The 12,906-nt window shown below is 54.5% G+C and carries 14 protein-coding genes, 2 tRNA genes and 1 pseudogene; 9 read left to right on the top strand and 8 right to left on the bottom strand.

The window, feature by feature from the left end; all coding sequences use genetic code 11:
* The first annotated feature begins 158 nt into the window (after positions 1–158).
* Positions 159–256, top strand: a tRNA-Lys gene (locus tag TPEN_RS02500).
* Between the two features lie 216 nt (positions 257–472).
* Here the strand turns inward: TPEN_RS02500 and TPEN_RS02495 are convergent.
* Positions 473–1,897 (bottom strand): hypothetical protein, encoded by a 1,425-nt coding sequence (locus TPEN_RS02495; RefSeq protein WP_011752155.1) that lies wholly within the window; start codon positions 1,895–1,897, stop codon positions 473–475.
* Positions 1,898–1,967: 70 nt separating this feature from the next.
* On the opposite strand from TPEN_RS02495, the gene TPEN_RS02490 reads away from it, so the two are divergent.
* The gene (locus tag TPEN_RS02490) at positions 1,968–2,195 is read left to right on the top strand and encodes a hypothetical protein (RefSeq protein ID WP_011752154.1); all 228 of its coding nucleotides are present in this window, start codon (positions 1,968–1,970) and stop codon (positions 2,193–2,195) included.
* 211 nt (positions 2,196–2,406) lie between these two features.
* On the top strand, positions 2,407–3,015 hold the full coding sequence (gene hxlB / locus TPEN_RS02485; RefSeq protein ID WP_011752153.1) for a 6-phospho-3-hexuloisomerase: 609 nt from the start codon (positions 2,407–2,409) through the stop codon (positions 3,013–3,015).
* A 112-nt stretch (positions 3,016–3,127) separates the two neighbouring features.
* On the opposite strand, the gene TPEN_RS02480 is transcribed toward hxlB, so the two are convergent.
* Positions 3,128–4,894, bottom strand: a complete 1,767-nt coding sequence (locus TPEN_RS02480; RefSeq protein WP_011752152.1) for an ATP-dependent DNA helicase — start codon at positions 4,892–4,894, stop codon at positions 3,128–3,130.
* 122 nt (positions 4,895–5,016) lie between these two features.
* On the opposite strand from TPEN_RS02480, the gene TPEN_RS02475 reads away from it, so the two are divergent.
* From TPEN_RS02475 to TPEN_RS02465, 3 genes are read left to right on the top strand one after another with little or no spacing between them, the layout of a single operon-like run.
* Positions 5,017–5,262: a hypothetical protein gene (locus TPEN_RS02475; protein ID WP_011752151.1), complete on the top strand. Its 246-nt coding sequence runs from the start codon at positions 5,017–5,019 to the stop codon at positions 5,260–5,262.
* Positions 5,255–6,193: a thiamine-phosphate kinase gene (locus tag TPEN_RS02470; protein ID WP_011752150.1), complete on the top strand. Its 939-nt coding sequence runs from the start codon at positions 5,255–5,257 to the stop codon at positions 6,191–6,193. The genes TPEN_RS02475 and TPEN_RS02470 overlap by 8 nt, the downstream gene beginning before the upstream one ends.
* Positions 6,190–7,893 carry a radical SAM protein gene (locus tag TPEN_RS02465; protein ID WP_011752149.1) on the top strand — a complete coding sequence of 568 codons (1,704 nt, stop codon included), beginning with the start codon at positions 6,190–6,192 and terminating at the stop codon, positions 7,891–7,893. Before TPEN_RS02470 ends, TPEN_RS02465 begins: the two co-directional genes overlap by 4 nt.
* On the opposite strand, the gene TPEN_RS02460 is transcribed toward TPEN_RS02465, so the two are convergent.
* The 6 genes from TPEN_RS02460 to TPEN_RS02435 form a co-directional block, all read right to left on the bottom strand.
* Positions 7,847–8,518 (bottom strand): translation initiation factor IF-6, encoded by a 672-nt coding sequence (locus TPEN_RS02460; RefSeq protein ID WP_011752148.1) that lies wholly within the window; start codon positions 8,516–8,518, stop codon positions 7,847–7,849. The genes TPEN_RS02465 and TPEN_RS02460 overlap by 47 nt on opposite strands.
* Positions 8,519–8,525: 7 nt before the next feature.
* Complete coding sequence (locus TPEN_RS02455) at positions 8,526–8,837, bottom strand: 50S ribosomal protein L31e (protein ID WP_011752147.1); 312 nt, start codon at positions 8,835–8,837, stop codon at positions 8,526–8,528.
* Between the two features lie 18 nt (positions 8,838–8,855).
* Positions 8,856–9,008, bottom strand: a complete 153-nt coding sequence (locus tag TPEN_RS02450) for a 50S ribosomal protein L39e (protein WP_011752146.1) — start codon at positions 9,006–9,008, stop codon at positions 8,856–8,858.
* Between the two features lie 83 nt (positions 9,009–9,091).
* A complete protein-coding gene (locus tag TPEN_RS02445; RefSeq protein ID WP_011752145.1) occupies positions 9,092–9,442 on the bottom strand; it encodes a DNA-binding protein in 351 nt (116 codons plus the stop codon).
* A 47-nt stretch (positions 9,443–9,489) separates the two neighbouring features.
* The gene (locus TPEN_RS02440) at positions 9,490–9,981 is read right to left on the bottom strand and encodes a 30S ribosomal protein S19e (protein WP_011752144.1); all 492 of its coding nucleotides are present in this window, start codon (positions 9,979–9,981) and stop codon (positions 9,490–9,492) included.
* Between the two features lie 172 nt (positions 9,982–10,153).
* Positions 10,154–10,363, bottom strand: coding sequence for a hypothetical protein (locus TPEN_RS02435; protein WP_011752143.1), 210 nt, complete (start codon positions 10,361–10,363; stop codon positions 10,154–10,156).
* Positions 10,364–10,424: 61 nt separating this feature from the next.
* On the opposite strand from TPEN_RS02435, the pseudogene TPEN_RS02430 reads away from it, so the two are divergent.
* From TPEN_RS02430 to TPEN_RS02420, 3 genes and pseudogenes are all read left to right on the top strand, one after another.
* A pseudogene (locus tag TPEN_RS02430) lies at positions 10,425–11,863 on the top strand (hypothetical protein).
* 74 nt (positions 11,864–11,937) lie between these two features.
* Positions 11,938–12,705 (top strand): tRNA (adenine-N1)-methyltransferase, encoded by a 768-nt coding sequence (locus TPEN_RS02425; RefSeq protein WP_011752141.1) that lies wholly within the window; start codon positions 11,938–11,940, stop codon positions 12,703–12,705.
* A 69-nt stretch (positions 12,706–12,774) separates the two neighbouring features.
* A tRNA-Leu gene (locus TPEN_RS02420) sits at positions 12,775–12,902 on the top strand.
* The last annotated feature ends 4 nt before the right edge of the window (positions 12,903–12,906 follow it).

The following is a 12,906-nucleotide window of genomic DNA, read 5'->3' as shown; positions in this document are numbered from 1 at the left end:
TAAACTATCTTTGCAACGCGTCGCTACGTGCAAGCTGATAGCTTTTACCCGCTTCAAGGGAACGCCCCCTCCTTGTGCGCGCCGCCAGGGAAAGGCGCCCGGCTCTCTCCTCCGCAAAGTTTATTAAAAAGGAGGGGTTATGCAGAACGCGACACATGGGGCCGGTAGCTCAGCTAGGTAGAGCGGCGGTCTAAGCAACTCTGGGTCGAGGCTCTTAACCCGTAGGTCCCGGGTTCGAATCCCGGCCGGCCCGCCATACGTCCAGCTTTTGACGGCGTAGACGCATAGGTAAGAGACTTGGGAGAGGTATGGGCGCTTAATTAACACCTCGGGATAGTCGTGCCGAGAACCAGGAAGTGGAAAGATCGTGGGAAACAGTCTCTTTCTCGAGAGAAAAGAATGCGTTAACTTTAACTGTGGTCGCAGAGTAAAGAGGAGGGGGCTGGGCGCCTTTCCCTGGTGGTCTTACGCTTTAGTTGTTTTCGCCCCCAGCGTGCTTTCTGAGTGCGCGTTCTCTAGCTTTTTTCAGGCGTTCAAGAAGCCTTTCGACGCTTTGGCGGGCGGGGTGGTCTAGAGGCATTTCTTCGAGCTCCCCCTTGACAAAGTCGATCAATATGTCATACGCCTCTAAGTGTTTATCGGCATAGCTCATCAACTCGCGCAAGCCAGCGTAGTAGCCGTAGTACTTCTTGTCTATCTTCATCTTTTTAACTATGAGACCCTCTTCCCTTGCCCGCTCAGGAAAACCCCTGAGTAACTCCTCATTATTATTTGTGATGAAAACTCTTGCTATAAGAGTACGGTAGTTCTTAGTACCTACAAGTTGCAGGTTCATCCGTACGCCGGCGACCTCTAAGTAGCGCGGCGAGAGGTTGCGTTTCGGCTCAACGAGCGCGAGGCGGGCAAGATACCGTGCCTTCTTGCAACCAGCACTGCACATGAATGCTAATAGCTGTGGTACCTCCTCGTGTAAAAGCTTCGCAATCCTCACCGCACCCTCGACTCTAATCCAGTACGGCTCGTTGCCAACCCCGAATTCCAGCAAACGTTTAGCCGTGTTTGGCCCTGGATACTTTCCGTCTGCGGCGTAGTATGTTGCAATTCGAACAGCCCTGAAAATGTCTATTTCTCCTTCGTTCGCTGCCTTAATCTCTGACAGGATAACACTCTGCTTTTCTTCCTTCCTTAGCCTCCATTCCTTAGGAGCGTTGCGGACACCCTTAACTCTAACAGTCCACACGACGCTGACATGAGTCTCGTGGATTACTACACTTCTGATGTATACTTCGACCTCCTTCCCCGGCCAGAAACCGGGGAAGGAGGTTACTTGCCATGCTTGTGAGGTGCCCATTCTGACATCTTTGCGGCTCGCTATGTACGATGCATCTCCGTACAACCAGCCCGTCTGTGCGTCTACTAGTAGCTCCGGTGGAAGCCTTAGAGTGTCGGGAACAATGAACTTGGTGACTCTGATATACAAGCGAATCTCAACAGCCCAGTGCCCGGCTGGCTTCCTATACACGTAGATTCTACACTTCTCGCCCGGAATCTTAACCTTCCACGTTGCCTTCCCAGTCCTCCGTACCTTGAGCTCTTCGAAGTGCTCCAAGGCTTCTCTAAACACTCTCTTCGCTATTCTGCAAGCCTTCTCGACGCCTACCTCCGCTTTGTTGGTAAGCTCTACGTAGACCTCGCCGTAGCGCTGGTACTCAGCCTTGAGGTTAATCAACTCCCACATTACGCGCGTGCACGTAGCCTCGAGACCACTGTAGTTGAATCGGTGGAAGATAGCTTTCCTCAGAAGCTCTTTAAGCTTCTCGCGAATGAACCCCTCGTCGAACTCTTCGACGCCCTCCCCCGTCACGGCTCCATCTCCCTTCATGTACTCCTCAACCATATTTCACCCGTCCTTATATGGTGGAGGGGGCGCCCTGCGAGGGCGCGGCATCAGGGGTCAGTGGTGGTTGATGAGTGACCCGAGGGTTACCGTGCGAACGATAGGCGCGCTTTCGCGGCTACTGGCGAGCACTCTTAGGCGCGACGAGCTCTACGAGGCGCGCCTAGTAGAGGCTTTGGACGCGATAGAGGAATTCCTCGCATCCGTGAGAAGCGCCCCGCAGGTCGAGGAGGACGAAGAGCTAGCGAGAGAGCTTGAGGAGGGCGTCGAGGAGCTGAGAGGGCTAGGGCTCGCGTAAAAAACTCTTTTTATTCCCGTTTTTCCCTTCCCCCCTGGTTTGTAGACGTGTGAGGGTTCGCGGTTTTAGCTTTCTCCCAGGTTTACAAACCAGGGAGCTTTTCCCTATTTCCGCGTTTTAAGCTCAGGGTAATGACGCGCGCTAGCTTCGCGTGAGTGAAAAGAAATATATTTTTCTTTCTTTTCCTTTTTCGCGCAACGGGTTGGTGCTTGTGTCGGAAGACGTATCGAAAGCAATGGTTAGTATTGCCTCCTATATAGAGAAGGTGGCAGGCGAGCTGGACAAAGAAAGCGTTAACAGGTTCCTGAAGATCCTGACTTCAGCGCTCGCCACGAAGAGTAAGATCCTTGTCGTCGGCGCTGGCAGGAGCGGACTGGTGGCGAAAGCTTTCGCCATGAGGTTAATGCACCTCGGCTTCAACGTGTACGTAGTAGGCGAAACCATAACGCCGTCTATCTCGGAAGGTGACGTTCTAATAGCTGTAAGCGGCTCGGGAAGCACCCAGGTGGTCCTTTCTGTAGCCTCGGCGGCTAAGAGGGCTAAAGCTGTCGTGGTAGCGATAACTTCTTTTGCAGAGTCACCCCTAGGAAAGATCAGCGATCACATCGTGGTGGTTCCTGGGAGAACGAAGGTAGCCGCGGAGACCGACTACTTCGCGAGACAAGTGCTGGGAATGTACGAGCCTCTAGCGCCTCTGGGCACGCTCTTCGAGGACACGGTCATGGTGTTCTTTGACGGCGTGATATACGCCTTGATGAACATTCTCGGAGTAGGCGAAGAGGATATGAAGAAGAGGCACGCGAACGTAGAATTCGTATGAGCATAGCTAAGGACGCGGTAAACGAGCATCGCCGCAACGTAGAGCAAAGAGTAGCTAGACCCATCGCGCATTGAGAAGCGGGCTGAGGATTAGAGCACCCTTTCCGGCAGGTCTACAGGGGGAGCTTCCCTACGCGGGGGACGAGCCCGTACATAGACAGGTACTTTTCACCCTCTCCTATCATGCGCTCATCCAATATGAACACCTTCACTTTATCCTTCTCGCTTCGAACACCCCTACCTATGCCTTGCACTACTTGCATAAAGGCGGGATAAAGGTAGACGTACTTCCATGCAAGATCCCTGTCGCCCAGCCTTTCTTGAAGTAGCTCGTAGAGCTTTTCGTTCTCCACCGAAGGCTCCGGGACGGGTAGCCCGGCTATCACGATCGTGTCTATGAGAGACTTTCCAAGCACCGTGAACTCAACCCCCTCGGCGAACTTTCCGCGCGCAACTACGAGGAGCAGGGCTTTCTCGAGTTCGAGCACCTTCCCAAGCATAGAGCCTATAGTGGAATCCCGCCTCTCGATGATAACGGGCTTTGAGCGTATGTAGGGATAAACGCCCATCATGAAGGAGTAGGAAGGGAAGATGGCTAGAGCCCTCCTAGTACTGGGAAGCTCGAAAATGTAGTCTATTGCGCTTGCGTACCGCCTGTAGAGTTCCTCTCCGCGCTCGACGTACCTGGACGATATACCCTTAACTATGACAACGTCAACGTTTTCGCTCCACACAAAGGGGTAGGAGACTTCCCTTACTCTCTCTCCGGGAAAGCCCAGGACAGCCACGTAGTATTCTGCCGGCATAAGCGTCGACGACATCAGCACGGCACTTCTAACTTTGGGGAAAACTTCCCTAGACACCTTCCCAGGATTTATAAGTACAAGCTTCAACGATACCGATCCGTCGCTCGACACTGCGGTTACTAGATACTCGTGTGACGCGCGTCTCAAAGCCTCGGCGAACGCGTAGAGTTGCCACAAACTTGAGTACATGCCTGTAAGCTTCTCCAGAGCCAGGGCGACCCTCTTAACCTCGTCCGCTGGAGGAACTAGGTACGTAAGCTCATCCAGAGGTATTCTTACACCTTCCTCAGCTCCTTTAATCCTCTTCATGTAACCTAATAGGTTGGAAAGCGAGGAGGCAAGCTCCTGCCCTATGCCTGCCGCTCTCAGTTCCGAAATAGCTCTTCTCAGCGTTGCGTCCGAGACGGCTATCGCGGTAGACTCGGCTATATGATCCGGCAAGTTGTGGGCCTCATCGACTACGAGCATTAAAACATCCATCGGGGTGCCTAGGCTTTCGACGAGAAGCCTCCGCAGATCTTCGCGGAAGACGTAAGGATAGGATGCGACGACGAGCCTAGCTTTCCTTAAGGCCTTCCAGGCTAGCTCAAAGGGGCATACCCCTAGCTTCGCACCTAAAGACCTGGCACTCTTAGGGGTCACCAGGACGGGGATTTCTGCGTCTTCAAACTCCGAAGAGTAGGGGCACGCCCCCGTGAATCTCTTAACCCGGCAGAAGTGGAGAAATTCCTCGTAGTCCAGCGGAAGGGCCCCTCTCAGTAGGCAGTAGTTCTTCTTGTTCACGAGGACTACGGTGGGAACGCTTATACCCCTCTCCAAGAGCCTTTTAACCTCCCTTAAAGGAGCCTGGAACTGTGACTTAGACCGCGCGAGATACACGACTTTGGGGGCACCCGACGCGAGAGCTCCGGCAAGCACAGCCGCCGTCTTCCCTATACCAGTAGGATAGCGTGCAAGCAGGATCGCCTTCTCGGCATACGCCTTGGCAACTTCCAAAGCTAGCTCGAGCTGGCCCTTCCTGACAGTCTTATAGGGTATTAGAGCCTCCACCTGTGCGCGCAATTCCTCGCTCATTTCAGCGCTCCTTCAAGCTATGCTTGCTTTGCCGGCTATTAAAGCTCGCGATAAATGGATACTTAGCGCGCGAGCGCGCTAAGCTTTTATTTACGACTACGTCACCTTGAAGAGGTGAAGAAATGTCCGACAGGAAGCGGTTTACCTCGAGGGCAGTCCTGGGAGTACTCACAGTGGTTCTCGCGGTAGTATTCGCTTACTACTCTTACAAGACGTTAGCGTACATCTTAAACTGGGAGAAGCCTCCGGGAGACCCCCTCGCCGCGTATACAACTTACGTCCAAGTAATGATTTACTCAATCTTCATACTAACGAGTGTATTCTTACTTCACGAGACGTTCAGCAGTACGCGTGGAAGAAATGCCTGAACTTCGGGAGGACGTCGTAGTAGACAAGGTAACCAGCTTACTAGGCCTTAGAAAGGACGACGCCGCAGTGCTAAGTCTTGAAGAAACCAGCCTGGTTGTCAACGTCGACTCCTTTGAAAGCGGCATCCATCTGTACCCCTTCCTCCCACCCAGGATTGCCGGTAGGCGCGCAGCGGTAGGCTCGATAAGCGATGTGCTCGTTAAGGGCGCGAAGCCTCTCGGTATCCTCGTGTCTTTGCGCGTGCCCTCCACCGCGGATCTCGGCTTCCTTGAAGAGTTTTACAGAGGACTCCTGGAAGCCGGTACGAGGTTCGGGGCGAGAATACTTGGTGGAGACACGGACGTATCGAGCACGTGTTACCTGAGGGTTGACGTCGTGGCGATAGGAGTTTCCAGGGGCAAGGTTTTACACAGGTGGGGTGCTAAGCCCGGAGAACTGGTGGCTATTACCGGGCGAGTAGGCATTTCCTCTGTGCTCTACGCCTTATCGTCGGGCGGCGCGTTGAGTTGCAACCCTGGCAACAGCCTTGTAGAAGAGTACGGGTGGGGGCAGTTACCGGAACCGGCTACGTGGCTAGGCATTAAGGAGCTACTCACATCTGCTATTGACAACAGTGATGGACTAGCGCTATCCCTGTACTACCTCGCGGAATCCTCCGGGGTAGGCATAGTGGTCGAGGAACTACCAGTACACGCCGTCGCCAAGGAGTGCCTTCCACGCGAACGCCTAGTCGACGCCGTACTCTACGCCTCCGGCGAAGACTACAACTTCATCTTTACGTTCCCAGAGGAAGCTGAAGAAGAAGTCAGGAAAACGGGCGCGACGATCATAGGCAGGGTAACAGAGGGGGAGGGAGTCTTCCTCTCTGACGGCAGGAGAGTTGAAAGGAAAGGCTGGATAGGCGGCCCGGGGTATTCTCCTAGGCTATGACGACGGTGGTGCTCCTCGACGGCTACAACGACGAGCCTGCAGGGCTCGGAGTGCCGCCCTACATCGACGTATACGCTAGGTACGTGGCCGGAGCTGTTTGGACCGTAGAGCACTCCGCCACCGTCCATTACTTTACGATAGACTTTGTGCGCGAAAACCCGGACACTTTCTTCAGAGTTGCTGGCAAGAGTGACCTTTTAGTCGTTTTTGGGGGAGTAGTAGTTCCCGGAAAGTACCTGGGCGGCAAACCGATCACAGCGGAAGAACTCGTCAGGATTCCCAGATCGGTCGAAGGACCGGTAAAGATACTTACAGGACCGTTCGTGCGCTTCGGGCTCGGCGTGCGTGGCGGGGAAAGAGCTGTGCCACGCGAAGAGTTCGAGGACGCGTACGACCTAGTTGCTCCCGGAGACCCCTGGCTAGTCGTATACGAGTACATGCTCGAGAAATCCTTGGAAAAAGTGAACCCCTACGCCGTGTCGAAAGACTATAGCCTCGTCGACAGATTCGCCGTTCGCGGCGCCCGCATCGTCCTACAACACCCCAACCTCGGCTACAACCTTACAGCAGAGATTGAGACGTACAAGTCGTGCCCGAGGTGGGTCACCGGGGGCTGTAGCTTCTGCATAGAGCCACGGCTAGGCAGAGTAGTATTCCGGGAGGCCAAGTCCATAGGAGAGGAGGTGAGGGCTCTCTACGAGCTCGGCGTGAGGGCGTTTAGGCTTGGACGCCAAGCAGACTTCCTAGCCTACAAGGCCAAGGGGGTAAACGAGGTAGAGTTTCCAGAGCCCGACCCCTCAAGCATAGAGGAGCTCATGCGGACTGTCCGCCTCGCAGCTCCGAGTGCAGAGACCATACACATCGACAACGTAAACCCCGCCACGATATACATCCACAAGGAGAAGGCGCGCGAAGCCCTGAAGTCCATTGTCAAGTACCACACGCCGGGCGACGTAGCGGCGTTCGGACTCGAAAGCGCCGACCCGGTAGTCGTGAAGCAGAACAACCTTGGAAACGACGCCGAAGGAGTACTAGAGGCGATTAAAATAGTCAACGAGGTAGGAGCCAGGAGAGGGTGGAACGGATCCCCCGAGCTACTTCCCGGGGTGAACTTCGTCCTCGGGCTCCCCGGAGAAACCGCTAAGACGTACAGAGCCAACAAGGAGTTTCTAGAGAGGATCCTGGAGGAGGGGTTGCTCGTGAGAAGGGTTAACGTGCGCGAAGTCCTCCCGCTACCCGGAACACCCATGTGGAGCGTTGGCACGAGCATTGCAGAGGCGCATAGAAAGTACGCGAAAGCGTTCAAGAAGTGGGTCAGGAGAAACTTCGACGAGAAAATGCTTCCAAAGGTGTACCCTAAAGGAACAATATTGAGAAATTGCTACGTAGAGTACCAAGCCGGTCCAACGACCATAGCGAGGCCCACGGGCAGCTACCCGATAGCCGTCTTTCTAGAGGAAAAAGAAGGCTTGGCGAAAATGATGAAGGTAGACTGCATAGTCACCGGACACAAAGCCAGGTCACTGCTCGGAGTCCCCCTACCGGTGAACCCTCAGAAACACTCCTTGAAGACATTAACGAAAGTATTCGGAAGGAAAAGAGCCTTCGAAGTCAAACGGGGACTTGTACCCAAGGATCCCCTTGCGAGGTACATCACTGGAAGAATATCCTCTGTAGCTGCATCATCTCATGGCCTGTAGTATCCTCTCCTACTAATGCTCCTTTAGAGTTGGCTACGAGCCCTGTTCTTAGGAACATTTTTCCGCGGTTCACTGTAAGCACATTAGCCTTGACTTTGAGTGCCTCCTCCACGCTTTTAATCTCCTCCTCGGTTGCTAAGGGTGGAAGCGCGACCCCCCTGTTCGTTGCCACCGAGAGGCTACCAACGAACGGGACGTCGCCTATAGACATCTGGATGCACTCCACGCCGAGAGCGTCTGCTATCCTGTCTACGGCGCTTTTAGGCAATATCTGGCTAGCAACACACCCGTTGTCGTTTGCCAGCACAAGGTTGCCGATCCCCGTCTCTCTAACATCTTCTAACACGACTATGTTCACGTCTAACAGGCTTTTCAGGTGCTCGAGCTCCGAGTCCAGGATCACTCTAGGGACAACCAACCCGTTGTTGTTACCAGCCAAGAATATCCCTACAAGCCTCGTGCCTGCGACTGAGACCCTAAAAGCGTCCACGGAGAGGTTTTCGGCTATCTTTCTGTCCAGTTTCTCGGGAGCATCGTAGGGGATTAGCGCGAACCGGTCGTTTGCAAATATGTAGACACCGATGTTTGGCGTACCGTAAAGAGAGATAGCTTCGACGTTAACCATCGAATCGTCACTCCGTCGTCTTTTGCTCCTTAGCTCCGTGCGGGAGAACCTCTACCTCTGTGACCCTACCATCCTCCACCTTGAAGCTTACGTCCACCTTTACTTTGCGCGGAGGCTTTTCTATGCTCCTAGACCATACTATCAAGTTGAGCTCCGGGCTTATCTTTATCCGGTCTGGGAAGCGTAGGTGCCGAGCTATAAAGTCCCTTATAGCCCTCACGGCGACCTTAGCCCTCTTCTTTCTCGGGGCAGAGTAAACCCTCCTAAGGTTAATCACGTAGGTCCTCGTATACTCCCCATCAGCCATTTTCCCCGGCATCGCGAATCACCCCCATGCTTATAGCTGCATCCTGCTCCTTCTCCAGTTCCTCCTAGGCTTCCTTCTAACCTTCCCCAAAGTCTTCGAGATAACCCATATCGGTACCTGCTCGTTGCTTCTTACAGCCGCTGCCAGTCTTAGTTTCTTGCCTAGAGGCTTAAAGTGGGCCACCTTTCCGACACCCCTTCTTCCCCACCTTCACAGCGGTATTAAATTTTTCGCGTCGAAGGGTGTGCTAGTCCTAGGGTGTAGGCCTAAAAGCTCACCCTGAACTTTACCTCTCTCGCGCGTTGTGCTTCGTATAGTCTTGCAAGTATCTGTTTAAGGGTTTCGTCGTCTATAGGTACCCTTACACTTCTAGACTCAGCGAGCTGTATGAGCTGAATCTCCAACGCCTCTACAAGCTCCGGTTTCACGAGCTTGAGATTAGAGAGCCTTGCACGAGCCTCCGGTGTGAGAATACGCCTTAAAATCTCCTGCCGCATAGCCTCCTCTCGTGCTTTCTGTTCCTCTTTGGCTTTCTCGGCTTCGAGGGCGCGCTGGTACTCTAACAGTTTTCGCCGTTTAATCTCTTCTAGTTCTTCTCCGCCTTCATCATAAGACAAAGCTGTCACCTCACTTCTAAGAAATGATATAGAGCTTTAAAGCTATTCTACGACTCCGTGCTTACGGGTGTACTTGCAGGCTTCGCGAGGTACTTGGAGAGCTCTGGTCTCTCTTCTACCAGCTTTTTGAATATGCGTAACGCCGTAGTGTCTACGAGCGCCCTCCCCTTCTCGGTGATTACGCGCCCTCTCGGGGTCTTCGCGACGAGCCCGGCGCTTTCAAGTTGTTGGAGAGCTTTCCTTATGGCGGAGCCTCCGGCTTTCTTGAAGTGTTTACGCTTCACGGTGTTCTTTGTTCTACCGCCGTACGCCGTGCGGAGCCGTTCAAGCCCAACAGGACCCTCCAGGTATATTTTCCTGAGAAGGGCGGCGCACCTCTTGTACCACCAGTCTGGGTCTTGCGGGGGTCGCTCCCTGGTAGGACCTGTCTTCGCGTACAGAGCCCACTCGGGTGGCTGTATCTCTTTCACGTTTTCCTTGAGATACGCGGCCAGCTCTTCTATCAGTAGTCTCGGAGGCACGAACTTCGCGTTGACCATCTACACCCTTCAAGACCCACATATACATGTGTTTTAAGCTTTGCGGCGGCAACGCGCGCATACGGACGCGGCGCGTCGGCGCGCGCGAACGTAGGGGAAACTAGCGCGCGAAACACGGGAAAGCCCCTTGGTTTACAAACCAGGGAAAAAGGGAAAACGGGAAAAAGATTTTTTACGCTAGTCCGAGCTCCCTAAGCTCCTCGACGCACCCCTTAAGCTCGCGCTCCAGCTCTTCGTCTTCCTCGACTTGCGGGGTCGCGCCTCTCACGGAGGTTAAAAACTCTTCGATTGCGTCCAAAGCCTCTACTAGGCGCGCCTCGTAGAGCCCGTCACGCCTAAGAGTGCTAGCCAGAAGACGCGAAAGCGCGCCGATGGTTCGCACGATAACCCTCGAGCACGCCTTCGCAGGGGCGCCCCCTCCACCATTTAAGGACGGGTGAAATATGGTTGATATGATGGGGTATGAGGAAATCGAGAAGACTGTTAGGGAGGAGACGTGGAGGAGGGCGGCTTTAAGCCTCTACGCCACCAGAACAGAGGATAAGAGGAGGTCCAGGGGTAAGAAGAAGAGGGGCGAGATACACTACCGCGGCCTCTACGATACGGTGTCTGGGATTAACTGGGACTTCACCAAGTTCCTCGTAAACGGCTACAGCGTCGTGCCGGACAGCGTTTACCCGAGGTTTTACAGGTTCATCGACTATGACTTGAGGAAGTATCTCTTGCTGAACGACGACGAGAAGCCACGCGAAGGAGGCGCGGTAATGGAGCTCAAAGGAAGGTTGCAAGCAATCGTCGACGCCGGCGCCGACGGTCTTAGAGCTGAGAAGAAGGGTAAAGTCTGGCATGTATACATACCTAGAGAGAACTGGCACGTGAGGGTCTCGAAGCCTACGCATGGCTGGTCCGTACACATCCCATTGGAGGGCTTCTGGGTCGAATCGGAGTTTCCCCAGGTTCTAGTGAATACTCCGAGCGATGTTCTCAGGAGCCTGCAGAAGGGGTGGATCCTTACGGATGTGACACCCCCTCACGGGCGCTACAGCGACGTACGTTTCGGTACCACTCAACCGTGGCAGTTGCCAGCGACGCTCGCAACCTTTCCAAGCGACGATGCCAGGCTCGGCGTTACGGCGGGCATACTCGGTAGCACCAGGCTGAGCTTTCAGTGGCAGGTGCGTGTCTACGGTTACGAGGAGGAGCTGGGCTGGGCCTCCACGCTCATTGGCGCTACGAAGCGCGTGGAGTTCCGCAGGTTGGTCGAGGAGTGCAAGGAGCTCAACGGCGACCCAGCGTCTCTTTTCACTACCTTCCTGGGAGACGGCTACCTCGCATTCTTTCTAAGGCTTCGGATGCTCCACTTCAGGATAGGCAGCGAGGTTTTCTACCTCCCAGCTGAGAGCGCCATAATCAACGCTAGGCTTGCCGTGGAGAGGGCTAGCGAGTACACCAAGTTCGTCTCATTGGTGACGAAATGCGCTAAGATCAAACACTTCCTATTCGTCGGCTTCGGATTACCTCGGAAGAAGGGTAGGAAAAACGGGCAGAGAAACAACCCGTTCTACGCCGAGATAGCAGGGGCACAGCTACACCTAGCCTATGTATCCAGCACCAACAACATTTACGCGAGGATCGCAGTCGAAGCTGTGCCTTCGGGCTGGGTGGAGGAGGCACGCGCTCAAGGCTGGGACGTCCGGGTGGTTCGAATGGGTGGGGTAGGGAGTACTACCAGGTTACACACGCCTCGCTAATGGAGCACGCCCGCTACGACGCGGAGCTACGCGCAACGCTGACAGCCTTCACGAAGACAAAAGCGGAAAGCTATCCTAAAGCCTGGGAGCTCGTGAATCACCTCGAAAAGCTGGGGACAGGGCAGGAATAGGGTAAACCACCAGGGAAGCGGCGCCCGGCCCCCTCCCCGCTACGCTTATAATTTGAGAAACTTTAGTCGCCTTGATGTCTGAGTGCGTGAAAACGGGGGACTGGGTGCTGTTGTACCACGATGAGAAGCATAGGTACACGGTGAAGGTAGAGGAGGGGAGGGTTTACCACACGACGCATGGAAGCGTGAATCTCACGGAAGTCGTGGGTAAGCGTTACGGGGAGACTGTGAGGACAAACATTGGGGAGGATCTCGTAGTATCTAGGGCTAACCTGCTCGATAGACTTGGCTCTCTCCGCAGGTTCACCCAGGTGATATACCCGAAGGACGCTGCTTACATAGTCGTGTCTGCCAATATAGGTCCAGGGTCGCGTGTCGTAGAGGCAGGTACTGGGACGGGCTTTCTGACCGCGATTCTCGCGTGGTACGTGAGGCCTAGCGGGAGGGTCTATACGTACGAGATAAGGAAGGATTTCTACGAGGCTGCTCTGGAGAACCTCAAAGAAGTTGGGCTACTACCTTACGTCGAGGCAAAGAACAAGGATATTCGGAAAGGCATCGATGAAAGTGATGTGGACGCCGTCGTGCTGGACATGCCGGACCCCTGGAATGTTGCCGAGGAAGCTTACAACGCGTTGACGCACGGGGGTATACTCGCCGTCTTCGTGCCCACGGTCACTCAGCTCGAGAGGGTTATTGTTGCAGTGAGGAAAAGCGGCTTTAAGGTTATAGAACCCGTAGAAGTAAACGTGAGGAAGTATAAGCCGGTACCGGGAGAGCTAAGACCCGAGACGCTTGGAGTCCTGCATACGGGGTACCTGCTTACCGCTAGGAAGCTGTAGCGCAAAGCATCAGCGGAAAAAGCTTATTAACTCGGTTTCAGCAGTGAATATACGCGCGGAGACGCGCGGGCGGGGGTGCCCGAGCTAGGTCAAAGGGGGCGGACCGGCCTGGAGGCTGGGCCTATACTCAGGATTACATTCAATGGGAGCTCCGCTGGCGTTGGCCTGCCCGGGTTCGAATCCCGGCCCCCGCACCACTCT

The sequence above is a fragment of the Thermofilum pendens Hrk 5 genome (genome assembly GCF_000015225.1).
In the GTDB taxonomy this organism is placed as follows: Archaea; Thermoproteota; Thermoprotei; order Thermofilales; family Thermofilaceae; genus Thermofilum; species Thermofilum pendens.
The sequence above is the reverse complement of the archived record's forward strand: the minus strand, read 5'-3'. Positions and strand labels throughout refer to the sequence as shown.

What these genes read in the sequence shown, in the direction of transcription:
- TPEN_RS02495 (WP_011752155.1), bottom strand. Translation starts at nt 1,897, where the DNA reads ATGGTTGAGGAGTACATGAAGGGAGATGGAGCCGTGACGGGGGAGGGC.
- TPEN_RS02490 (WP_011752154.1), top strand. Translation starts at nt 1,968, where the DNA reads ATGAGTGACCCGAGGGTTACCGTGCGAACGATAGGCGCGCTTTCGCGG.
- TPEN_RS02480 (WP_011752152.1), bottom strand. Translation starts at nt 4,894, where the DNA reads ATGAGCGAGGAATTGCGCGCACAGGTGGAGGCTCTAATACCCTATAAG.
- TPEN_RS02475 (WP_011752151.1), top strand. Translation starts at nt 5,017, where the DNA reads ATGTCCGACAGGAAGCGGTTTACCTCGAGGGCAGTCCTGGGAGTACTC.
- TPEN_RS02470 (WP_011752150.1), top strand. Translation starts at nt 5,255, where the DNA reads ATGCCTGAACTTCGGGAGGACGTCGTAGTAGACAAGGTAACCAGCTTA.
- TPEN_RS02465 (WP_011752149.1), top strand. Translation starts at nt 6,190, where the DNA reads ATGACGACGGTGGTGCTCCTCGACGGCTACAACGACGAGCCTGCAGGG.
- TPEN_RS02460 (WP_011752148.1), bottom strand. Translation starts at nt 8,518, where the DNA reads ATGGTTAACGTCGAAGCTATCTCTCTTTACGGTACGCCAAACATCGGT.
- TPEN_RS02455 (WP_011752147.1), bottom strand. Translation starts at nt 8,837, where the DNA reads ATGCCGGGGAAAATGGCTGATGGGGAGTATACGAGGACCTACGTGATT.
- TPEN_RS02440 (WP_011752144.1), bottom strand. Translation starts at nt 9,981, where the DNA reads ATGGTCAACGCGAAGTTCGTGCCTCCGAGACTACTGATAGAAGAGCTG.
- TPEN_RS02425 (WP_011752141.1), top strand. Translation starts at nt 11,938, where the DNA reads ATGTCTGAGTGCGTGAAAACGGGGGACTGGGTGCTGTTGTACCACGAT.